Genomic DNA, 20,766 nt, shown 5'->3' with positions numbered 1-20,766 from the left:
TCATGAGCTTCAATATCGCACTGTCCGGCATCCAGGCCATCAACGAGCAGCTGGAAGCCGTCTCGAACAACATCGCCAACGCCGGCACCTTCGGCTTCAAGAGCAGCCGCGCCAACTTCGCCTCGGTGTATGCCGGCGACCAGGCCAACGGCGTCGAAGTGGCTTCGCTGACCCAGAACATCGGCCAGAACGGCAGCCTGCAGAATACCGGCCGCGGCCTCGATGCCGCGATCCAGGGCCGTGGCTTCTTCACCAGCCGCGACGCCCAGGGCGTGATGCAGTACACCCGCGTCGGCATCTTCTCGGCCAACAAGGAAGGCAACCTGGTCGATGCGGCCGGCCGCAACGTGCAGGGCTATGGCCCGACCGTGGGTGGCGTGCTGGGCGTGATGGGCGACATCAAGGTCCCGACCGGCCAGATCGCGGCCAAGGCCAGCACCGGCGTGACGTTCGTGGGCAATATGTCGGCGGACTGGAAAGTCCCGACCACCGCCACCCTCAACCCGGCCGACTCGAGCAGCTATAACATGGTCAAGCAGTCGGTGGTGTACGACTCGCTGGGCAACCAGCACACCGTGTCGCAGTATTTCGTCAAAGCCGCCACCCCGGCCAACACCGTGACCGTGCACTACGCCTTCGACGGCGCGGCGCCGATCGCCGGCACCTCGACCCTGACCTTCGATACCAACGGCCAGCTGCCAGCGACCTCGTCCAAAAGCGCCTCGATGACCGTGCCGGCGCCGGGCGCTGCTGCGCTGGCCTTCGTCGTCGACTACGCCGGCAGCACCCAGTTCGCCGGCGAAGCCACCACCACCACCAACCGCAGCGACGGCTATGCCTCGGGCAGCTTCGTGGGCGTGGAACTGGCCGAAGACGGCTCGGTCGTGGCCAAGTACAGCAACGAGCAGCAGCAGGTCGTCGGCACCCTGGCGATCGCCACCTTCCCCGACGAAGGCAGCCTGATCTCGACCAGCGACACCAGCTGGGCCGCCAACAACGGCTCCGGCGCGCCGCTGTACAGCACCCCGGGCGTGGGCCTGGCCGGCAAGCTGTCGAAAGGCACGCTGGAAGGCTCGAACGTCGACATCACCTCGGAACTGGTGGGCCTGATGACCTCGCAGCGTAACTACCAGGCCAATTCGAAGGTCATCACGACCGAGAACCAGATGATGCAAGCGCTGATGCAGGCGCTGTAATGGACAAGCTGATCTTCACCGCCGTCAGCGGGGCCGAGCGCACCCTGCGTGCGCAGCAGGTGCACGCCAACAACCTGGCCAATATCGAGACCTCGGGCTTTCGCGCCAACCTCGCGATCGCCGCCACCCAGGCCCAGCAGAATGGCTACGGCTACGACAGCATGCACCTGGCCAGGACCGAAGCCGACACCATCGCGACCCGCTCCGGCGCGGTGCGCGAAACCGGCCGCCCGCTGGACGTGGCCATCAATGGCGGCGGCTACCTGGCGGTGCAGTACGGCGACGGCGAAGCCTATACCCGCGCCGGCGCGATCGACATCGATGCCGACGGCGCCCTGTCGGTGCACGGCCACCCGCTGATGGGCGAAGGCGGCCCGATCACCCTGCCGCCGCACCAGGCGGTCGAGATCGGCACTGACGGCACGATTTCGGTGATGACCGAAGGCGCCACCACCATGCAGACCATCGACAAGCTGCGCCTGGTCAATGCCGAAGGTGCGGAACTGACCAAGAACGAAGCCGGCCTGATCGTCTCGCGCGCGGGCGCCCCGCTCGAAGCCGACGCCAACGTCACCGTGCGCGGCCGCGCCCTCGAGGGCAGCAACGTGTCGGCGGTGGAAGAGATGGTCGCCGTGATGAGCCTGAACCGCAGCTTCGAGATCCAGATGAAGCTGTTCAAGGCCAGCGACAGCATGAATGAAGTGGGCAACCGCCTGATCGGCGCGTAATTTACGCCACCTTGACCAAATAAGGGAGTACCCATGAATCCAGCAATGTGGATCAGCAAGACCGGCGTGCAGGCACAAGATGCCAAGCTGCAGGCGATCGCCAACAACCTGGCCAACGTCAACACCGTCGGCTTCAAGCGCGACCGCGTCGTGTTCGAAGACCTGTTCTACCAGGTCGACGCCCAGCCGGGCGCCCAGAGCGCGGATAACACCGTGTCCAACGGCGTCCAGCTCGGCAACGGCACGCGCATCGTCGGTACCCAGAAGGTCTTCACCAACGGCAACATGCAAACCACCAGCCAGCCGCTGGACGTGGCCATCAACGGCGCCGGCTTCCTGCAGGTGCGCCGCCCGAACGGCGAACCGGCCTTCACCCGCGCCGGCCAGCTGCAGGTCGATGCCAACGGCACCCTGACCAATGCCCAGGGCCTGGCCCTGGTGCCGCAGATCACCGTGCCGCAGAACGCCACCGCCATCACCATCGGCGAAAACGGCATGGTCTCGGCCACCGTCGCCGGTTCCACCGCCCCGACCGAACTGGGCCAGCTGACCCTGACCGGGTTCGTGAATCCGGCCGGCCTGCTGGCACTGGGCGAGAACCTGTTCCAGGAAACCGCCGCCTCCGGCACCGCCAACGAAGGCCGTCCGGGCGATGGCGCCCTCGGCAAGCTCAAGCAGGGCGCGCTGGAAGGCTCGAATGTGCAGGTGGTCGAGGAAATGGTCGACATGATCGCCGCCCAGCGCACCTACGAGATGAACACCAAGGTGCTGTCGGCGGCCGACAACATGCTCCAGTACCTGGCACAGGCTGCCCGCTAATCCAATGAAACTGTTTACCGCGGCGCTCTGCGCCCTCCTCCTGGCCGGCTGCGCGTCAACCGCGCCGCGCCAGGCCCCGAACGACGACGACCAGGTGCCAATGACCCGGGCGGCGTCGCGCGGCGTCTCCGGCGGCGTGTTCACGGGTGACACCGTGTCGCTGACCTCGGACAGCCGTGCCTACCGCGTGGGCGACGCGGTCACAGTGATCCTGCAGGAAACCACCCAGGCCAGCAAGCGCGCCGGCACCAGCTTCTCGAAGGGTTCGTCGGTGGCGGTCGCCCCGATCGGCGCGCTCGGCAAGACGTTTGGCAAGGCGGCGATCGACATGTCGGCCGACCGGTCGTTCGAAGGCGACGCCACCAGCACCCAGCAGAACGCCCTGTCCGGCGCGCTGACCGTGATCGTGCAGGAAGTGCTGCCGAACGGCTTGCTGCGCGTGGCCGGCGAAAAGAACCTCACCCTGAACCAGGGCGAGGAATTCGTGCGCCTGAAAGGCTTCGTGCGCGCCGCCGACATCGACAACGACAACCAGGTCTCCTCGCTGCGCGTGGCCAATGCCCGCATCGCCTATTCGGCGAAAGGCGCACTGGCCGACGCCAACACCCCAGGCTGGCTGACCCGCTTCTTCAACAGCCCGCTGATGCCGTTCTGAGGACAACATGATTCAATTTAATAGTGTTGCCCGCGTTTTTCGAATCACGTTATGCGTATTGATCGTCGGCACCGCCCTGCCAGCTTCGGCGGCGCAAGCCTTGCGCAACCTGGTCAGCGTGGAAGGCGTGCGCGAGAACCCGCTGGTCGGCTACGGCCTGGTGGTCGGCCTGAACGGCAGCGGCGACTCGACCCAGGTCAAGTACGCCAGCCAGTCGGTGGTCAACATGCTCAAGCAGTTCGGCGTGCGCCTGCCGGAAGGCGAAGACGCCAAGAACAAGAACGTGGCCGCCGTCATGGTGTCGGCCGTGTTCCCCCCCGGCTATCGCCGTGGCCAGGCGATCGACATCACGGTGTCGTCGCTGGGCGACGCCAAGAGCCTGCGCGGCGGCACCCTGCTGCTGACCCAATTGCGCGCGGCCGATAACGAAATCTACGCGCTGGCCCAGGGCAACCTGGTGGTCGGCGGCCTGAACGCCACCGGCAAAAGCGGTTCCTCGGTGACGGTGAATACCCCGACCACCGGCCGTATCCCGAACGGCGCCATGATCGAGCGCGAGATCGCGTCGGACTTCTCGACCCGCCCGCAAGTGATGCTGCGCCTGCGCCAGCCGCATTTCGAGACCGCCACCAACGTGGTCGAGGCGATCAACAAGCGCTACGGCCAGATCGCCACCACCGCCGACGGCACCAGCGTCGAAGTGGCCGCGCCATCGAACCCGACCGAGCGCGTGGCCTTCATGGCCAAGCTGAACAATCTGTCGATCGAATCGGGCGTGGAAGTGCCGAAGGTCGTGTTCAACTCGCGCACCGGCACCGTGGTGATTGCCGACGGCCTGCGCGTGAAGGCGGCCGCGGTCACCCACGGCGCGCTGAAAGTGATCATTTCGGAAAGCGCGCGCGTGTCGCAGCCGGGCCCGCTCTCGCGCGGCCAAACGGCCGTCACGCCGGAATCGAAGCTGTCGGTGGACCAGGGTTCCGGACAAATGTTCCGCTGGCCGGCCGGCGCCAAGCTGCAGACCATCATCGACGTGGTCAATAGCCTGGGCGCCTCGCCCGACGACATCATGGCGATCCTGCAGGCGCTCGACCAGGCCGGCGCGATCGAAGGCGAACTGGTGGTGATCTGATGAAGATCGAACAACAGCAGGCGATGCTCCTCAAGCCGGAACTCGACGCGCCGGTCGCGGCCGCCGCCCAGCCGGCGGTCGACCCGGTTTACGTGGCCAAGGCCACCAAGGCCGCCGTCGAGTTCGAGCGCTTTTTTGTCTCGCACATGCTCAAGGAAATGCGCAATTCCACCCGCGCCATGGCCACCGAGGATAGCGTGTTCAACAACAAGGTCAACCAGGACATGCAGGACATGGCGGACGACCTGCTGGCCGGGAACATGGCCGGCAATCGCGCCTTCGGCATCGCCGATGCGATCCTGCGCCAGCTGGTCCCCACGGCCAAGCCTGGAACGAAAGCTTAACGAACAGCTTAACAAGCGGCCGTAAACGGTCGCCTTGTTTCAGTTGTAACCCGCCTCGAGGAAGAACCAGCACCATGGCCATCATCAATAACGCACTGTCGGGCGCGCTTGCCGCCCAGGTGGCGCTCACCACCAGCAGCCAGAACATCGCCAACCTGCAGACCAAGGGCTATACCCGCCAGTCCGCCCTGTTGTCCACCATCGGCCCGGGCGCCAATCCGCAGTCGGCCGGCAGTGGCGTGCAGGTGAGCTCGCTGCTGCGTTTCTCGGATGGCTACAAGAGCCAGGCCATGTGGCGCGCCGCCTCGGACCTGGGCTCGAATAGCCAGACCCAGCCCTACCTGAGCCAGCTTGAGAACGTCATGGGCGACGATACCGCCAGCCTGTCGGCCGGCATCGACCAGTTCTTCGGCGCGCTCAACGCGGTCGCCGGCGACCCGGGCTCGACCCCGCTGCGCCAGCAGGTGCTGACCTCGGCCGCGCTGATGTCGGAACGCTTCAACGGCCTGAACAACGTCTTCAACAGCCAGCTGCAATCGGTGCGCAACCAGCGCGGCGCGATCGTCGATTCGGCCAACGCCCAGATCGCCTCGATCGCGCGCCTGAACCAGCAGATCAGCGAAGCCCAGGCCGGCGGCGTCAGCGCATCGAGCATGATCGATGCGCGCGACCAGGCCATCGACGAGCTGGCCGGCAAGATGGCGCTGGAAGTATCGGACAATGCCGACGGCACCCGCGACGTCTCGCTCAAGACCGGCCAGGCGCTGGTGCTGGGCAGCCTGCACGGCACCCTGAAAGCGGCCCCGACCGCCACCTCGCCCCAGGAATTCTCGCTCAGTTTCGCCGGCACCACCTACGTGCTCGACGCCGCCAAGCTGGGCGGCCAGTTGGGCGGCCTGAGCAAGTACGAAACCGAAAAGCTGGTGCCGCTGCAAAACGACATCGCCGACATCGCGCGCCAGGTGGCCAGCAAGACCAACGCCCAGCTGGCGCTGGGCTTCAAGCCGGACGGCAGCGCCGGCGCCCCGCTGTTCGTGTTCACCGCGGGCGGCAACTCGGACATGCTGAAGGTCTCCAACAGCTTCATCGCCGAAGACCTGGCCTTCTCCAGCGACGGCACCCCGGGCGACACCGGCAACCTGCAGAAGCTGGTCGCCATCAAGAGCCAGCCGATCACGGTCGGTTCCATCGGCACCGTGCTGCTGAGCGACGCCGACACCCAGATCGTCGGCAAGCTTGGCGTCGACAGCCAGCTCAACAAGGCCGCACTGAAGACCACCCAGACCGTGCGCTCCCAGTCGGTTGACGACTGGCAGTCGACCAGCGGCGTGAACCAGGACGAGGAAGCGGTCAACCTGGTCGAGTACCAGAACATGTACCAGGCGAACATGAAAGTCATTGCCATCGCTAACCAGCTGTTCGACGCCACCCTGGCGATGATGGGCTAAAGGACACCGCCATGCGTATCGCGACCACCCAGTACCAATCGACGATGAACCAGTCGCTCCAGGCCAACCAGGAGCGTATCACCACCCTCACCCAGCAGATGGCGAGCAACAAGCGCATCCTGGTGCCGTCCGACGACCCGGTCGACAGCGTGCGCCTGGCGCGCCTGTCGCGCGAGGAAAGCACGGTCCAGCAGTATCGCGACAACATTGCCTCGATCAAGATCCGCCTGACCAAGACCGAGGGCTACCTTAGCAATATGTCCAAGGAAATGGTCAACGGCCGCGACCTGCTGGTCTGGGCCTCGGACGGCAGCAATGCGCCGGACGACCTGAAGGCGATGGTCAGCCCGCTGGAGTCGCTGCGGGAAAGCGTGTTCTACAACGCCAACTCGATCGACCAGGAAGGCCACTATATTTTCTCGGGCACCCTGACCAAGACCGCGCCGATCAAGTACGACGCGACCGCCCCGGTCGGTTCGCGCTACACTTATGTCGGCAACACGAATTCGCAGAATGTGGTCGTCGGCAATGGCATCACCCAGGCCGCCAACCAGAACCTGCAGGGCCTCGAAAAGCTGCTGAATCACCTGGACCTGAGCATCGACACGCTCAAGAGCCCGACGGTATCGGCCAACGATCCGGCCGTGCGCATGGTGCTGGGCAATGGCCTGAAGGGCTTCGACGATGCGCTGGACCTGGTGACCGGCAAGATCGCCAACCTGGGCGGCTCGCAGAACATCATGGCCACGCTCGACGCCAACCATGCCAACGTCAGCCTGTCGAACCGGATGGCGATCACCGACATCGGCGCGCTCGACGTCGGCGAGGCAGCCACCGCGCTCAACGGTTATTCGACCGCCCTGCAAGCCACGTATAAAGCCTATAGCCGCATCGGCACGATGTCCCTGTTCTCGGTCCTGTAATCGCATATGGAAGCAGCCCTTCGCCCGGCCAACCCGGCCCTTGGCACCACCACCGCCGCCGCCAACAGCGCGGCGGTGCGCACGACTGCCGTCCGTCCGGCCGACCCGGACAGCCGCGTCGTCACCCAGGTCGCCCCCGCCGCGGCCCCGCTCAAGCGCGGCATCCGCTGGGACAACCAGATGCAGGGCAATGTTGCCCGCGCCCAGCAGGCGCTCGACTACCTCGAACGCGTCGCCTCCCAGCTCGAAGCCCTGAAAGCCGACCTGAGCGCCAAGATCACCGGCCGCAGCGACCCGGCGCGCCAGATCGAAGCGCGCTCGCGCCAGCTGTCCAGCGCGCTCGAGGCGCGCCGCAGCCAGGGCGGCGGCGGGATCGACGCCCAGCTCGACTTCAACGGCGGCGCACCGGCCGCCACGCGCTTCCGCATCCGCGGTTTCGACGTGGCTGCCCTGCAGTCCGCCGGCCAGCAGAACTACGCCTTCGCCATCGGCAGCAGCGGCGGCCCGCAGCTGAGCGCGACCATCGAAGCGGGCATGACGGCCCAGGAAATCGCCGCGCGCCTGGATCGCACACTGTCGCCGGTGAAGGTCCGCGTGGCCCTCGACAACCAGCAGCAGCTGGTGTTCAGCGCTCCGGAAGCGGAATGGGTCGGCATCAAGGATGCGATCGCGATCTCCGGCCGCGGCCGCGTGGATACGGTCGAAGAGCCTGCCGTGATCGCGCCCCAACAATGGACCGCTGGCAACCCGGACGCCCTGCGCCAGAGCCTGCGCGAAGTGGTGCAGGCGCTGGCCCGGGTGCGCCGTTCGCAGGATGCGGCCAGCGCGGCGCTCAGCGCGGCGATGATGGCCACGGCGACGGTCGCGCTGCCGGAAGCGGAAATGGCGGTCATTACCGGTGACTTCGCGGCGACGGCGGCGAGCCATGACTACCAGTCGCTGCTGGCGATCACGTCGGCGCTGGTGGGGGTGAGCCGGGAGCGGGTGCAGGCGCTGCTCGGATTACGTTAAAAAGAGCAATTTTCGTGAAAAAGCTCCCGTTCGCAGGTTTGCGGCGGGAGCTTTTTTCTTTGCTGTGCGATGGAATGAGGTTCCGGCCTTCGCCGGAACGACAGTTCAGAGGTCGTTAGATACGAACAGCTTTACCTCATATCAACGTCGTTCCGGCGAAGGCCGGAACCCAAGTGTGCCCGCGCACCGTTAGCCCATAAAAAAACCCGCTGCAGGCAGCGGGTTTTTCATTCGACCAGGAAGCAAATTACGCTTCGCGGCTGGCCTTCTTGCGCTCGTGTTCCTTCAGGTGGCGCTTGCGCAGGCGGATCGATTTCGGGGTGATCTCGACCAGCTCGTCGTCCTCGATGAACTCGACGGCGTATTCCAGCGACATCTGGATTGGCGGCACCAGGCGCACGGCTTCGTCGGTACCCGACGAACGCACGTTGGTCAGCTGCTTGCCCTTGATCGGGTTGACGACCAGGTCGTTGTCGCGCGAGTGGATGCCGATGATCATGCCTTCGTACACCGGATCGTTGTGCGACACGAACATGCGGCCGCGGTCCTGCAGCTTCCAGATCGCGTAGGCGACGGCGGCGCCGTCATCCTGCGAGATCAGCACGCCGTTGCGGCGGCCGGCCATTTCGCCCTTGCTGTTGTCCACTGGTGCGTACTCGTGGAACACGTGGCTCATCAGGCCGGTGCCGCGGGTCAGGGTCATGAATTCGCCCTGGAAGCCGATCAGGCCACGGGCCGGGATCAGGTATTCCAGACGGACACGGCCTTTGCCGTCCGATTCCATGTTCTGCAGGTCGCCACGACGGCGGCCCAGTTCTTCCATCACGCCACCCTGGTTGACTTCTTCGACGTCGACCGACAGGCTCTCGAACGGCTCCTGGCGCACGCCATCGACCATCTTGAACACGACGCGTGGACGCGACACCGCCAGCTCGAAACCTTCGCGGCGCATGTTTTCCAGCAAAATCGTCAGGTGCAGCTCGCCGCGGCCCGAGACTTCGAAGATCGTATCGTCGTCGGTTGGCGCCACGCGCAGGGCGACGTTGGCTTTCAGTTCGCGGTCGAGGCGTTCGCGCAGCTGGCGGCTGGTGACGAACTTGCCTTCGCGGCCGGCCAGTGGCGAGTTGTTGACCATGAAGTTCATGGTCAGGGTCGGCTCGTCGACGGTCAGCATCGGCAGTGCTTCCGGCACGTCCGGTGCGCACACGGTCGAACCGATGCCGATTTCTTCGATACCGTTGATCAGGACGATGTCGCCAGCGACGGCTTCATCGACCAGCACGCGTTCCAGGCCCTTGAAGTTCAGCACCTGGTTGATGCGGCCCTTGATCGGGGTCGAATCAGGACCGTTCAGGACGATGACGTCCTGGCCGGCCTTGATGCGGCCGCGCGAGATGCGGCCAATGCCGATCTTGCCGACGTACGACGAGTAATCCAGCGAGGTGATCTGCATCTGCAGCGGGCCGTCCGGATTGTCGTCACGGACTGGAACGTGTTGCAGGATCGCTTCGAACAGGGGCTTCATGTCGCCGCCGCGCACGTCTTCGGTCAGGCCGGCGTAGCCGTTCAGGCCCGAGGCGTAGACGATCGGGAAGTCGAGCTGCTCATCGGTGGCGCCCAGCTTGTCGAACAACTCAAAAGTCTGGTTGATCGCCCACTCGGCGCGCGCGCCCGGACGGTCGACCTTGTTGACGACGACGATCGGCTTCAGGCCCAGGGCCAGCGCCTTGCGGGTCACGAAGCGGGTCTGCGGCATCGGGCCTTCCTGCGCATCGACCAGCAGCAGCACCGAGTCGACCATCGACAGCACGCGCTCGACTTCGCCGCCGAAGTCGGCGTGGCCTGGGGTATCGACGATATTGATGTGGGTACCTTCGTACTCGACAGCGCAATTCTTCGACAGAATGGTAATACCGCGTTCTTTTTCGAGGTCGTTCGAATCCATCACGCGGGTTTCCACGGCCTGGTTCTCACGGAACGTGCCGGATTGACGCAGCAGCATGTCCACGAGGGTGGTCTTGCCGTGGTCAACGTGGGCGATGATTGCGATATTACGAATCGCGCGTTTAGTATCTGACATATGAGTTTCAACAGTGAATGTTGCGTGATGGATGGACACGGTATCGATGAATGGTGCGCAATACCGATTTCCGTAACCCGCTACTATAGCATGCTTATGCCCCCCTGCTGCTCTGCAACAACGGGAAAAGGCCGGAAATCTGATCGAATTGCCCCGCCGGAGCATTCCAGCGATGATAGCGGCGCAATATTGAAGAGTGATGACAGCCCGGACGCCGCCAGGCAGCGTGTCGCTGCCGGTTCCGGACCAGTGAGCAATATAGGGGCGGTTTGCGCTATTTCAAGGCCTTCGTGAAACTAGCGCGGGTTCGCCTTGTGGCGCGCCGCCAGTTCCCGCACACGCTCGCGGTAGCGCTGCCCGGCCGCGGCGATGGCGCGTTCCTGTTCCTCCACCTGGTAGAGCGACAGCAGCCGGGCGGCCTCGCGGACGGCGGCCTGGAGCGCCCTGCCCTCGGGCGTATCCTGCGCCGCCACGGCGCCCTCCATCTCAGCCTGGCTTAGCCGGGTCGCGAAGACCTTCGCATAGATTTTCCTGGCCGCTTCAGCCGTATTGCCGGCGCACACTTCGGCGCGGTAGCTGGCGTACAGTGCCTCAGCCTCCGGCCAGTAGGCGGACGCCGGCGACAGCCCCGCGTAATGCTGGCGGTTCGCTTCCCAGGTCTTGCGTAATTCCCCTGGCAGGTCGATCCGGCCGCTGCAGGCGGCGGCGACGTCCTGGTACAGCTCGTCGATCTGGAGCAGCGCGACCAGGCGCTCGGCCGTGGCCTGCTTGGGATCATCCGCGGCCAGGCAGGTAGACGCGAGCGAGGCGAAAACGAGGGCAAGAAAGAGGCGCATGCTGATCCTTGAATATAAAGCAATAATACTAGCGCATTATTGCTTCCAAGGAAATAATCAGGCTGTTTGCGGCGCCGCGATCAGGCGCTCCGGCGCCAGGATCGCGTATTCCTGCAGGTTCGCCGTGCCCAGCAGCTTGCCGTCATGGTAGACCCGCACCCGGCCCAGCTCGGCCGGCACCCTCACCTCTTCCTTGCCCAGCGCCAGGCGCTGGCCGTTCAGGAAGCGCTTGGCCAGTTCAGGCGTGAGCTCGACCGCCGGGAAGCTGGCCAGCAAGGCGTCGACCGGGGCCAGCAGCGACAGCGGCTCGGCGTGGGCCTGCAGGTCTTCCAGCGAAATCATTTTCTCGATCGACAAGGGCCCGACCTGGATGCGGCGCAGCGCGTTCAGGTGGGCGCCGACGCCGAGCGCCGCGCCGATGTCTTCGCCCAGCACGCGTACGTAGGTCCCCTTGCTGCAGGTAACCAGGATCTTCAGGAAAGGCGCCGTATAGTCGACCAGCGACAGGCCGTGGATCGTCACCGGGCGCGCGTCGCGCTCCAGCGTAATGCCTTCGCGCGCGTATTCGTACAGGGCCTTGCCGTCGCGCTTGAGCGCGGAGTACATCGGCGGGACCTGGAAGATGGGTCCGCGAAAACGCGCCAGCGCCGCCTCGATCTGCTCGCGCGTCACGTCGACCTCGCGCTGCTCGATGAGCTCGCCCTCGGTGTCGCCGGTGGTCGTCATGATGCCCAGGTGCACGGTCGCTTCGTAGGTCTTGTCGGCTTCCAGCAAGTCTTGCGAGAACTTGGTCGCTTCCCCGAAGCACAGCGGCAGCAGGCCGGTGGCGAACGGGTCGAGCGTGCCGGTGTGGCCGGCCTTCTTGGCGTTGAGCACGCGCTTCGCCTTGATCAGGGCGTCGTTCGACGACAGGCCGACCGGCTTGTCGAGCAAGAGGACGCCGTCGACCAGGTCGCGCGGCTTTTTCGGAGGCCGTGCGTTCACTCTGTATCCGACGGGTCGTCCGCGTCGGCCGCGCGCGTGGCGTTGGCCTGGTCGATCAGGGCCGACATCGCCAGCCCGCGCGAGGTCGACGTATCGTGCACGAAGTGCAGCGCCGGCAGCGTATGGATGTGCAGGCGCTTGCCGAGCAGGTTGCGCAGGTAGCCGGAGGCCTTGGTGAGGCCCTCGAGGGTGAGCTTGATCTCTTCCTTGCTGTCTTTCAGCAGGGTGAAGAAAACCTTGGCGTGGGCGTAGTCGGGGGTCAGCTGGACTTCACTGATGGTGACCATGCCAACGCGTGGGTCCTTGAGTTCGTAGGCGATCAGTTCCGAGAGGTCTTTCTGGATCTGGTCGGCGACGCGCAGGCCGCGCTGGGGGATGCTTTTGCTGTGTTTTGCCATGATTTACTGCCTGTGTTGTTCTTGTGTGTTTTAACGTGCTCGCGCACACGGTAGCGCGATTTCCGGCCACCAAACGATGAGTCGTCGTCCCGGCGCAGGCCGGGACCCAATTTTGCGTGCTTACCGCCTGTGCGTGAAGCCAGCGGCTGCGCATGGCAATTGGGTACCGGCCTTCGCCGGTACGACGGTCTTAGGGCTGGGGGCCCACAAATGGCGCCCGCGTCCAGCATCTAAATAAAACAAGGGCCAGGCCCCCCCGCGGCATTCGCCGCGAAGCGTCCTGGCCCCCATGGTACGCCAAGTGCGTGGATTACAGCGTACGCGCCACTTCGGTCACTTCGAACACTTCCAGCACGTCGCCGACCTGGATTTCGTTCATGTTCTTCAGCGACAGGCCGCACTCGAGGCCGGCGCGGACTTCTTTCGCGTCGTCCTTGAAGCGCTTGAGCGAGTCGATCTCGCCGGTCCACACAACGATGTTGTTGCGCAGCAGGCGGACCGAGGACGAACGCTTGACCACGCCATCGGTGACCAGGCAGCCCGCGATCGCGCCGACTTTCGAGACCAGGATGACCTGGCGAATCTCGACCTGGCCGGTGATGGTCTCGCGCTTTTCCGGAGCCAGCATGCCCGACAGTGCGGTCTTGATCTCGTCGATCGCATCGTAAATGATGCTGTAGTAACGGATGTCGACGCCGTTGGCTTCCGCCAGCTTGCGGGCCTGGCCGTCGGCACGGGCGTTGAAGCCGATGATGACTGCCTTCGAGGCCACTGCCAGGTTGACGTCCGATTCGGTGATGCCGCCGACCGCCGCGTGGACGATCTGGACCCGCACTTCCGAGGTCGACAGCTTCTGCAGCGAACCGACCAGCGCTTCCTGCGAACCCTGCACATCGGTCTTGACGATGAGCGGCAGGTTCTTGACTTCGCCTTCGGCCATCTGGTCGAACATGTTCTCCAGCTTGGCGGCCTGTTGCTTGGCCAGCTTGACGTCGCGGAACTTACCTTGACGGAACAGGGCGATTTCACGCGCCTTGCGCTCGTCGGCCATGACCATTACTTCTTCACCGGCGCTCGGCACTTCGGTCAGGCCCTGGATCTCGACCGGGATCGATGGACCCGCGCTAGCGATCGGCTTGCCGTTTTCGTCCAGCATCGCACGGACGCGGCCGAACGAGGAACCGGCCAGCACGACGTCGCCGCGCTTGAGGGTACCCGACTGCACCAGGATCGTCGCGACCGGGCCCTTGCCCTTGTCGAGGCGCGCTTCGACCACCAGGCCGCGTGCCGGCGCTTCGGTCGGGGCTTTGAGTTCCAGCACTTCGGCCTGCAGCAGCACTTGTTCCAGCAGGTCGTCGATACCGGTACCCATCTTGGCCGACACCGGCACGAATGGCGATTCGCCACCGTATTCTTCCGGCACCACGCCTTCGGTGACCAGTTCCTGCGTCACGCGGTCGGCATTCGCACCCGGCTTGTCCATCTTGTTGATCGCGACTACCAGCGGCACGCCAGCAGCTTTTGCGTGGGCAATTGCTTCCTTCGTTTGCGGCATCACGCCGTCGTCCCCCGCCACCACCAGGATGACGATGTCGGTGGCCTTGGCGCCACGGGCACGCATGGCGGTGAACGCCTCGTGGCCCGGGGTATCCAGGAAGGTAATCATGCCGCGCGGGGTATCCACGTGGTATGCACCGATGTGCTGGGTAATGCCGCCGGCTTCGCCCGACGCCACCTTGGCGCGGCGGATGTAATCCAGCAGCGAGGTTTTACCATGGTCGACGTGACCCATGACGGTCACCACCGGGGCGCGCGACGTCGATTCGAACTCGGCGTGCTCGCCCTGGTCGGCCAGCAGCGCTTCCGGATCGTCCTCGGCAGCCGCGAATGCCTTGTGGCCCATTTCTTCCACGAGGATCATCGCGGTTTCCTGGTCCAGCACCTGGTTGATGGTGCACATCTGGCCCAGCTTCATCAGTTGCTTGATGACTTCCGATGCCTTCACCGACATCTTGTGCGCCAGTTCGGCGACCGTGATGGTCTCCGGCACGTGGACGTCCTTGACGATGGCTTCGGTCGGCGCCTGGAAATTGGTTTCGCGGTCATCGCTGTGCGAACGGCGGCCACCACTACGGCCACCGCTGCGCCAGCCGTCACGGCCGGTACCGGTGCTCGGGCCGCCACGGCCTTTCGGGCCGCTCGGTGCGCCGCGCTTCTTGGCGTCGTCCGACCAGGTCGACGACACATTGGCCGACTTGATCGATTTCTTGTCGCCCGGCTTCTTGTCGTCGGCTTTCTTGACCTCGCCCGGCTTCTTGTCGGTGGTCGCTGGCTTGTGCAGGGTACCGGTCGGGGCAGCAGGGGCGGCCGGCTTGGCGACCGGTTCCGGCGCCTTGATGACGCGGCGCGGTTGGCTCATCATGAGCTTGATCTGGGCGACTTCGTCGGCCACGGCCTTGCGCGCCTTCTCGGTCGCGGCAGCGCGCTCGGCGGCTTCGCGGGTGGCGTCCTCGGAACGCTTCTTGGCTTCCGCGGCGGCGGCCTGGGCCTTCTCGTCGGCGGCGCCGGTGGCGGCGGTGGCGGCAGCGGCGGCGGCCGCAGCTGCCTGGGCAGCGGCGTCACGCTTGCTCTGCTCGGCCGCTTCGCGCTTGGCCTGCTCTTCGGCGACCTTGGCTTGGGCAGCCTCTTCCGCTTCAAGCTTGGCCAGGCGATCCTGCTTTTCACGCAGGTCCGCTTCCTGGCGGGCGATCAGCTCGGTCTGGCGGCGCGCGTCTTCCTCGCGGCGCGCCAGTTCGGCGGCATCGATCACCGGTTCGGCTTCCACTTTCGGCGCCGCGACAGGGTCGTCGCGCTGCACGAAGGTGCGCTTCTTGCGCACTTCCACCTGGATGGTGCGCGATTTGCCGCTCGAGTCGGCCTGCTTGATCTCGGTGGTTTCCTTGCGGGTCACCGTGATCTTTTTCTTTTCGGTCGATTCCGCTGCGCCGTGGGTACGGCGCAGGTGGTTCAGCAGCTTGTCCTTATCATCCTTTGACAAGGGATCTGACGTCGAACTTTTTTCGACGCCGGCCGAGCGCAGCTGCGTCAGCAGCAGGTCTGCAGGCATCTTCAGTTCGGTGGCAAATTGGGCTACGTTGTTACTCGCCATTCAGTCCTCTTTTCTATGTGTCGCGGAGATGATAAAGATTTGCAAATTATGCCTTGGCCGTTTCTGCCAGGCTCCAGGCTTTCGCCTGCAGCGCCTTGGCGCGGTCATCATATTTGCTGTCGACCAGCTTCATCTCATCGTCGGTCACATCATTAAATTCGTTCTTGATCAGTTCACCGGCACGTTCCGACGACAAGGCCAGGATGGCGCCGAATTCGTCGTAGGCCAGGGCCGAGAAGGCCTCGACCGTCTTGATGCCCGCCAGGCCAAGCTTGCCGGCGGTGGTACGGTCCATGCCTTCGAGGTTGACCAGGCCTTCTTCCATGCCTTCCAGGCCTTCTTCCGAAGCGATCGCCTCAGTCACCAGGGCGTCACGGGCGCGGGTACGCAGCTCGTTGACGGTGTCTTCGTCGAAGGATTCGATCTCGAGCATTTCGGAGATCGGCACGTAGGCGATTTCCTCGAGGCTGGCGAAACCTTCTTCCACCAGGATGTCGGCCACTTCCTGGTCGACGTCCAGTTTTTCCATGAACAGCACGCGGATTGCGGCGGTTTCCTGCTGCACCTTGTTGGCCGATTCCTCGGCCGTCATGATGTTGATCTTCCAGCCGGTCAGTTCCGACGCCAGGCGCACGTTCTGGCCCGAACGGCCGATCGCGATGGCCAGGTTTTCTTCGTCGACCACGACATCCATGGCGTGCTTTTCTTCGTCAACCATGATCGACGACACATTGGCCGGGGCCAGGGCGCCAATCACGAACTGGGCCGGATCGTCCGACCACAGCACGATGTCGACGCGCTCGCCGCCCAGCTCGCCGGTAACAGCTTGCACGCGCGAACCGCGCATGCCGACGCAGGTACCGATCGGGTCGATCCGCTTGTCGGAGGTGAACACGGCGATCTTGGCGCGCACGCCGGCGTCGCGGGCGGCCGATTTGATCTGCAGCAGGCCTTGCTCGATTTCCGGCACTTCGAGTTCGAACAGCTTCATGATGAAGTCCGGCGCGGTACGCGACAGGATCACCTGCGGGCCACGCATATTGCGGTCCACGCGCAGGATGAAGGCGCGGACGCGGTCGCCGATGCGCAGGTTCTCTTTCGGGATCATCTGGTCGCGCGGCAGGCGCGCTTCGATCTTGCCCGATTCAACGATGGCGTCGCCCCGCTCCATGCGCTTGATGGTGCCGGTGACCAGCGAATCGCCACGCTCGAGGAAGTCTTGCAGGATCTGCTCGCGTTCGGCATCGCGCACGCGCTGCAGCACGACCTGCTTGGTGTCCTGCGCGAAACGGCGGCCGAACTCGACCGACTCGATCGGGTCTTCGATGTATTCGTCGACTTCGATGTCAGGAATTTGCTCCATGGCTTCGAAGTGCAGGATTTCCTGGTCGGGCAGCTGCAGGCCGGCCTCGTTCGGCACGACGTGCCAGCGGCGGAAAGTCTCGAATTCACCGGTGTCGCGGTCAATCGCCACGCGAATGTCGACCTCGCCTTCATAGCGTTTTTTCGTGGCCTGCGCGAGCGCGAATTCAAGCGCCCCGAAAACCACTTCTTTATCGACGTTCTTTTCGCGCGCAAGCGCATCCACCAGTAACAAAATTTCGCGACTCATGCTTTGCGACTCCTAAAATCCACCTGCGGCACCAAACGTGCCTTGTCCAATTCGGCCAGCGTAAATTCCAACAACGCTGCGCCATCTTTATTTTCAATTTCCAGACCAACCTTGTCGCCTTCGACGCCGCGCAGGATACCGGTAAAGGTTTTCCGGTTCGCAGTGCCCGGCATGGCGACGCGCAGCTTGACCGTGCATTCGTGTCCGGCAAAGCGCGCAAAGTCGGGCAGGGTCCGTACCGGGCGATCGAGGCCCGGCGACGAGATTTCCAACCGTTCATAATCCACGTTTTCCACCGTGAACACGTGCGACAGCTGGTGGCTGACCGTGGCGCAGTCCTCGACCGTGATCGGGCCCTTCTCTTCCACGGTATCAGCAGGAAAATCGATATACACGCGCAGGATCCCGCGCTCGCCCCGCTCGACATCCACGAGTTCGTAGCCAAGGCTACCCACTGTTTTTGCGATGAGTTCAAACTGCTGCACGGCACTTCTCCAGGGCTTCTAAAACGATTTACCAAAAAAAAAATGGGCATCTGCCCATCTTTTTGTATTTACAACCCAACCAGATGAAAGCACTTGCACCAAAAAAATAATGGGAAGAACTTCGATTAGGCTGCAAATTATACAGTGATACTGCCTCTCTCGCAATCGCCGGGCCAAAAATGACCAGAGAATAGAGCAAAAAGCAACAGTTGGCAGGATGACCACATCAGGGCATGGGCTGCATTCTACGGCATTGCCGCATCGCGTGCCCGGCGCCGCGGAAATTTCTCTCGCGCGTGCGCCGCCTGCCCCGCCAAGCTTAGCCGCGGCGGCCGCGCCGCGGCAGGCCGTGCTCGGAACCACGCGGACCCTGGCCGCCACGGCGTCCACCGCCGGTGCCGGCGAAGCCGAAGGTGGTCTGCAGCGGATCGGGCTGCTTCGGCCGGCTGCTGCTGCCCTGCTTGTTGGCGAAGCTGTTCGGGTTGCCGCCACGGCCCTTGCCGCCGCCGGCGCCACCGCCACCCCCCTGAGGACGGCCGCCCTGGCCGCCGCCGAAGCCGGCCGGGCCCTGCCCTTGCGGACGGCCACCGACCCGCGCCACCGGCGGCCCGAACGGGTCGACGTTGCGGTTGGCGTCGGCGCGGTCGATGCGGTTGCCGTCGCTGCGGCGGCTATCGTCGCTGTTATTGCGCGGGCCGCCGTGCGGCTTGCCGCCGCCCTTGCCGCCCCTGCCCTGCTCAGGGGCTGCGCCCTTCTTCTCGACGCCGAAGGCCGTCATCAGCGAACGCACGTCGTTTTCTTCCAGCTCTTCCCAGCGGCCGCGCTTGAGGGCGGTCGGCAGGGTCATGGCGCCGTAGCGGGTACGGATCAGGCGCGAGACGGTCAGGCCGACCGCCTCGAACATGCGGCGCACTTCGCGGTTGCGGCCTTCGCCGATCACCACGCGGTACCATTTATTGATGCCTTCGCCGCCGCCGTCCTGGACTTTGGTGAACGAGGCCAGGCCGTCTTCGAGCTCGACGCCGGCGAGCAGCTTCTGGCGCATGCCTTCTTCCAGCTCGCCCAGGGTGCGCACCGCATATTCGCGGTCGATGTTGTAGCGCGGGTGCATCAGGCGGTTAGCCAGGTCACCCGAAGTGGTAAACAGCAGCAGGCCTTCGGTATTGAAGTCGAGGCGCCCCACGGCCAGCCACTTGCCGGTCTTCATGGTCGGCAGGCGGTCGAACACCGATGGACGGCCTTCCGGATCGTCGTGGCTGACGATCTCGCCGGCCGGCTTGTGGTACACCAGCACGCGCGGCGGCTTGCTGCTGTTGACGCGGCGTTGGATCAGCTTGCCATTGATGCGCACCGCATCGGTCGGCAGGATGCGCTGGCCGATGTGGGCCGGCTCGCCATTGACCGACACGCGGCCGGCGACGATCAGGTCTTCCATGTCGCGGCGCGAACCGAGGCCGGCTTCGGCCAGCACCTTGTGCAGTTTCGGCGCGTCGTCGTCGGCGGTCAGGTCGCGCCGCACGGCCTTGGCCGGCTGCTGGCCACGGCCGCCTTCGGTGGCGTCGAAATCGTCCGAGGTGACGAAGGAGAACACGGCGTCGGCTTCATTGCCCTTGGCGCCAGGCTTGCCCTGCGGCCGGCCCTGCTGCGGCTTGCCGCCCTTGCCCTGCTGGCGGCCGGCTTGCGCGCCCGGCTGGCCAGGCTGCCCCTGCTGGGGACGCTTGCCCTGCTTTTGCTGGCCGCGCTGGCGCGGTTCGCGCGTTTCGCGTCCGGCTTCGCCCTCGGCATCGGCCGGCTGGCCGGCTTCCAGCGGGGCCGCTTCGGCGGTCTCGGCAGCGCGCAGCTGCTGGTGCGCTTCGCGTTCCTGGCGCTTTTCGCGCATCTGGCGCGGGCCGCGCGGCTTGCGCTGCTCGCCTTCCGGAGCGGCGGCGGCGGCGGGCGCTGCGGCGGCGGCTTCAGGCGCGGCGGCGGGCGCGGCCTCAAGGGCAACCGGCTTGGCGGCGCGCGGCTTGCGGGCCTTGGCGACCGGCTCGGCGGCGGCGTCGGCGGCAGCGGCCGGCGCGTCGGCGGCGGCCTTGCGGGTGCGCTTGGGCTTGGCTGCCGCTTCCGGCGCTGCGCCTTGCGCGACGTCGGCGACGGCGGCGGGCTTGCGGGTGCGTTTCGGCTTGGCCGCGGCGTCGAGGGCGTCGACAGGCTTGTCGTTCGGTTCAGTTGGATTCATCGTTCGTATCTTTATTGTGCTGACCCGGCCCAGCGGCAGATGCCGTTTCCTGGTCAAAAATCGGGACTTCGACAGGCTCGGCGCCGGTCGCAGTGTCTGTCTCGTCGGCGTGCGCTGCCGCGTCCGCCTTGTCAAAGTTTTCTTTCAGTGCCGCTTCCAGCGCTTCCAGGCTGCGGCTGTCCGGTCCGTCGGCCACCGCCTGCAGCGGCGGCAGTTGCGACAGCGAGGCCAGGCCCAGGTCGTCGAGAAACTGCTTCGTCGTTCCCAGCAGCGCCGGGCGCCCCACTACCTCGCGGTGGCCGACCACGTCGATCCAGCCACGGTCTTCGAGCATCTTGACCGTCTGCGAGTTCACGGCCACGCCGCGGATCTCTTCGATGTCGCCGCGCGTCACCGGCTGGCGGTAGGCGATGATCGCCAGCGTCTCGAGCGTGGCGCGCGAATACTTGGGCGGCTTCTCGGGCGCCAGGCGGTCGAGGTAAGGCTTCATCTCGGGCCGGCTCTGGAAGCGCCAGCCGGAGGCCAGGCTGACGACTTCGATGCCGCGCCCCTGCCAGTCCTGGCGCAATTCTTCCAGCAAAATCTTGATCGTGTCGGAACCGACGCCGGCATTGAGCTGGCGCCCGTTGCTGTCGACCTCGGCGAACAGCTTCCTCATGCCGTGGATCGTCATGGGCTCGCGCGCGCACAGCAGGGCGGCCTCGAGGACGCGCTTGGCCTCGTCAGTATTCATGTGGCGGTGTCGTCACGCT

18 protein-coding genes are annotated in these 20,766 nt (G+C 65.0%); 9 read left to right on the top strand and 9 right to left on the bottom strand.

The genetic code is table 11. From position 1 onward, the window contains the following. Nucleotides 1–2: 2 nt before the first annotated feature. The 9 genes from BM031_RS04395 to BM031_RS04355 all read left to right on the top strand — a co-directional run bounded on the left by BM031_RS04395 (nucleotide 3) and on the right by BM031_RS04355 (nucleotide 8,253). Nucleotides 3–1,196 (top strand): flagellar hook protein FlgE, encoded by a 1,194-nt coding sequence (locus tag BM031_RS04395; protein ID WP_091871651.1) that lies wholly within the window; start codon nucleotides 3–5, stop codon nucleotides 1,194–1,196. Further along, complete coding sequence (locus BM031_RS04390) at nucleotides 1,196–1,924, top strand: flagellar basal body rod protein FlgF (protein ID WP_091871649.1); 729 nt, start codon at nucleotides 1,196–1,198, stop codon at nucleotides 1,922–1,924. The genes BM031_RS04395 and BM031_RS04390 overlap by 1 nt, the downstream gene beginning before the upstream one ends. A 33-nt stretch (nucleotides 1,925–1,957) precedes the next feature. Further along, entirely contained in the window at nucleotides 1,958–2,743 is a 786-nt protein-coding gene (gene flgG / locus BM031_RS04385) for a flagellar basal-body rod protein FlgG (RefSeq protein WP_177207652.1), read from the top strand. A 4-nt stretch (nucleotides 2,744–2,747) separates the two neighbouring features. Further along, a complete protein-coding gene (flgH, locus tag BM031_RS04380) occupies nucleotides 2,748–3,398 on the top strand; it encodes a flagellar basal body L-ring protein FlgH (protein WP_091871643.1) in 651 nt (216 codons plus the stop codon). 7 nt (nucleotides 3,399–3,405) lie between these two features. Continuing rightward, nucleotides 3,406–4,527, top strand: coding sequence for a flagellar basal body P-ring protein FlgI (locus BM031_RS04375; protein WP_177207651.1), 1,122 nt, complete (start codon nucleotides 3,406–3,408; stop codon nucleotides 4,525–4,527). Continuing rightward, a complete protein-coding gene (locus BM031_RS04370) occupies nucleotides 4,527–4,871 on the top strand; it encodes a rod-binding protein (protein ID WP_091871641.1) in 345 nt (114 codons plus the stop codon). Before BM031_RS04375 ends, BM031_RS04370 begins: the two co-directional genes overlap by 1 nt. A gap of 74 nt (nucleotides 4,872–4,945) precedes the next feature. Then, entirely contained in the window at nucleotides 4,946–6,319 is a 1,374-nt protein-coding gene (flgK, locus tag BM031_RS04365) for a flagellar hook-associated protein FlgK (protein ID WP_091871637.1), read from the top strand. 11 nt (nucleotides 6,320–6,330) lie between these two features. After that, complete coding sequence (gene flgL, locus BM031_RS04360) at nucleotides 6,331–7,242, top strand: flagellar hook-associated protein FlgL (protein ID WP_091871635.1); 912 nt, start codon at nucleotides 6,331–6,333, stop codon at nucleotides 7,240–7,242. Nucleotides 7,243–7,248: 6 nt separating this feature from the next. Beyond that, on the top strand, nucleotides 7,249–8,253 hold the full coding sequence (locus BM031_RS04355; protein ID WP_091871632.1) for a hypothetical protein: 1,005 nt from the start codon (nucleotides 7,249–7,251) through the stop codon (nucleotides 8,251–8,253). A 247-nt stretch (nucleotides 8,254–8,500) separates the two neighbouring features. Here BM031_RS04355 and typA read toward each other — a convergent pair whose 3' ends face one another. From typA to scpB, 9 genes are all read right to left on the bottom strand, one after another. After that, on the bottom strand, nucleotides 8,501–10,333 hold the full coding sequence (gene typA / locus BM031_RS04350) for a translational GTPase TypA (RefSeq protein ID WP_091871628.1): 1,833 nt from the start codon (nucleotides 10,331–10,333) through the stop codon (nucleotides 8,501–8,503). Between the two features lie 296 nt (nucleotides 10,334–10,629). Further along, nucleotides 10,630–11,169 (bottom strand): hypothetical protein, encoded by a 540-nt coding sequence (locus BM031_RS04345; RefSeq protein WP_091871626.1) that lies wholly within the window; start codon nucleotides 11,167–11,169, stop codon nucleotides 10,630–10,632. A gap of 57 nt (nucleotides 11,170–11,226) precedes the next feature. Continuing rightward, nucleotides 11,227–12,153, bottom strand: coding sequence for a tRNA pseudouridine(55) synthase TruB (gene truB, locus BM031_RS04340; protein WP_091871624.1), 927 nt, complete (start codon nucleotides 12,151–12,153; stop codon nucleotides 11,227–11,229). Then, nucleotides 12,150–12,551 (bottom strand): 30S ribosome-binding factor RbfA, encoded by a 402-nt coding sequence (gene rbfA / locus BM031_RS04335; RefSeq protein ID WP_091871622.1) that lies wholly within the window; start codon nucleotides 12,549–12,551, stop codon nucleotides 12,150–12,152. The genes truB and rbfA overlap by 4 nt, the downstream gene beginning before the upstream one ends. A 310-nt stretch (nucleotides 12,552–12,861) precedes the next feature. Further along, a complete protein-coding gene (gene infB, locus BM031_RS04330) occupies nucleotides 12,862–15,699 on the bottom strand; it encodes a translation initiation factor IF-2 (RefSeq protein WP_091871620.1) in 2,838 nt (945 codons plus the stop codon). Between the two features lie 46 nt (nucleotides 15,700–15,745). After that, the gene (gene nusA / locus BM031_RS04325; RefSeq protein ID WP_091871618.1) at nucleotides 15,746–17,311 is read right to left on the bottom strand and encodes a transcription termination factor NusA; all 1,566 of its coding nucleotides are present in this window, start codon (nucleotides 17,309–17,311) and stop codon (nucleotides 15,746–15,748) included. After that, the gene (gene rimP / locus BM031_RS04320) at nucleotides 17,308–17,796 is read right to left on the bottom strand and encodes a ribosome maturation factor RimP (RefSeq protein ID WP_091871616.1); all 489 of its coding nucleotides are present in this window, start codon (nucleotides 17,794–17,796) and stop codon (nucleotides 17,308–17,310) included. Before rimP ends, nusA begins: the two co-directional genes overlap by 4 nt. Nucleotides 17,797–18,115: 319 nt before the next feature. Beyond that, nucleotides 18,116–20,014, bottom strand: coding sequence for a 23S rRNA pseudouridine(2605) synthase RluB (gene rluB, locus BM031_RS04315; RefSeq protein ID WP_091871614.1), 1,899 nt, complete (start codon nucleotides 20,012–20,014; stop codon nucleotides 18,116–18,118). After that, the gene (scpB, locus tag BM031_RS04310) at nucleotides 20,001–20,747 is read right to left on the bottom strand and encodes an SMC-Scp complex subunit ScpB (RefSeq protein ID WP_091871612.1); all 747 of its coding nucleotides are present in this window, start codon (nucleotides 20,745–20,747) and stop codon (nucleotides 20,001–20,003) included. The genes rluB and scpB overlap by 14 nt, the downstream gene beginning before the upstream one ends. Between the last annotated feature and the right edge of the window lie 19 nt (nucleotides 20,748–20,766).

Origin of the sequence: Massilia yuzhufengensis (assembly GCF_900112225.1) — a bacterium.
GTDB lineage: Bacteria > Pseudomonadota > Gammaproteobacteria > Burkholderiales > Burkholderiaceae_D > Telluria > Telluria yuzhufengensis.
Note: the sequence above shows the minus strand (reverse complement) of the source record. Positions and strands in the feature narration are given on the sequence as shown.

What these genes read in the sequence shown, in the direction of transcription:
- BM031_RS04395 (WP_091871651.1), top strand. Translation starts at nt 3, where the DNA reads ATGAGCTTCAATATCGCACTGTCCGGCATCCAGGCCATCAACGAGCAG.
- BM031_RS04390 (WP_091871649.1), top strand. Translation starts at nt 1,196, where the DNA reads ATGGACAAGCTGATCTTCACCGCCGTCAGCGGGGCCGAGCGCACCCTG.
- flgG (WP_177207652.1), top strand. Translation starts at nt 1,958, where the DNA reads ATGAATCCAGCAATGTGGATCAGCAAGACCGGCGTGCAGGCACAAGAT.
- flgH (WP_091871643.1), top strand. Translation starts at nt 2,748, where the DNA reads ATGAAACTGTTTACCGCGGCGCTCTGCGCCCTCCTCCTGGCCGGCTGC.
- BM031_RS04375 (WP_177207651.1), top strand. Translation starts at nt 3,406, where the DNA reads ATGATTCAATTTAATAGTGTTGCCCGCGTTTTTCGAATCACGTTATGC.
- BM031_RS04370 (WP_091871641.1), top strand. Translation starts at nt 4,527, where the DNA reads ATGAAGATCGAACAACAGCAGGCGATGCTCCTCAAGCCGGAACTCGAC.
- flgK (WP_091871637.1), top strand. Translation starts at nt 4,946, where the DNA reads ATGGCCATCATCAATAACGCACTGTCGGGCGCGCTTGCCGCCCAGGTG.
- flgL (WP_091871635.1), top strand. Translation starts at nt 6,331, where the DNA reads ATGCGTATCGCGACCACCCAGTACCAATCGACGATGAACCAGTCGCTC.
- BM031_RS04355 (WP_091871632.1), top strand. Translation starts at nt 7,249, where the DNA reads ATGGAAGCAGCCCTTCGCCCGGCCAACCCGGCCCTTGGCACCACCACC.
- typA (WP_091871628.1), bottom strand. Translation starts at nt 10,333, where the DNA reads ATGTCAGATACTAAACGCGCGATTCGTAATATCGCAATCATCGCCCAC.
- BM031_RS04345 (WP_091871626.1), bottom strand. Translation starts at nt 11,169, where the DNA reads ATGCGCCTCTTTCTTGCCCTCGTTTTCGCCTCGCTCGCGTCTACCTGC.
- rbfA (WP_091871622.1), bottom strand. Translation starts at nt 12,551, where the DNA reads ATGGCAAAACACAGCAAAAGCATCCCCCAGCGCGGCCTGCGCGTCGCC.
- infB (WP_091871620.1), bottom strand. Translation starts at nt 15,699, where the DNA reads ATGGCGAGTAACAACGTAGCCCAATTTGCCACCGAACTGAAGATGCCT.
- nusA (WP_091871618.1), bottom strand. Translation starts at nt 17,311, where the DNA reads ATGAGTCGCGAAATTTTGTTACTGGTGGATGCGCTTGCGCGCGAAAAG.
- rluB (WP_091871614.1), bottom strand. Translation starts at nt 20,014, where the DNA reads ATGAATCCAACTGAACCGAACGACAAGCCTGTCGACGCCCTCGACGCC.
- scpB (WP_091871612.1), bottom strand. Translation starts at nt 20,747, where the DNA reads ATGAATACTGACGAGGCCAAGCGCGTCCTCGAGGCCGCCCTGCTGTGC.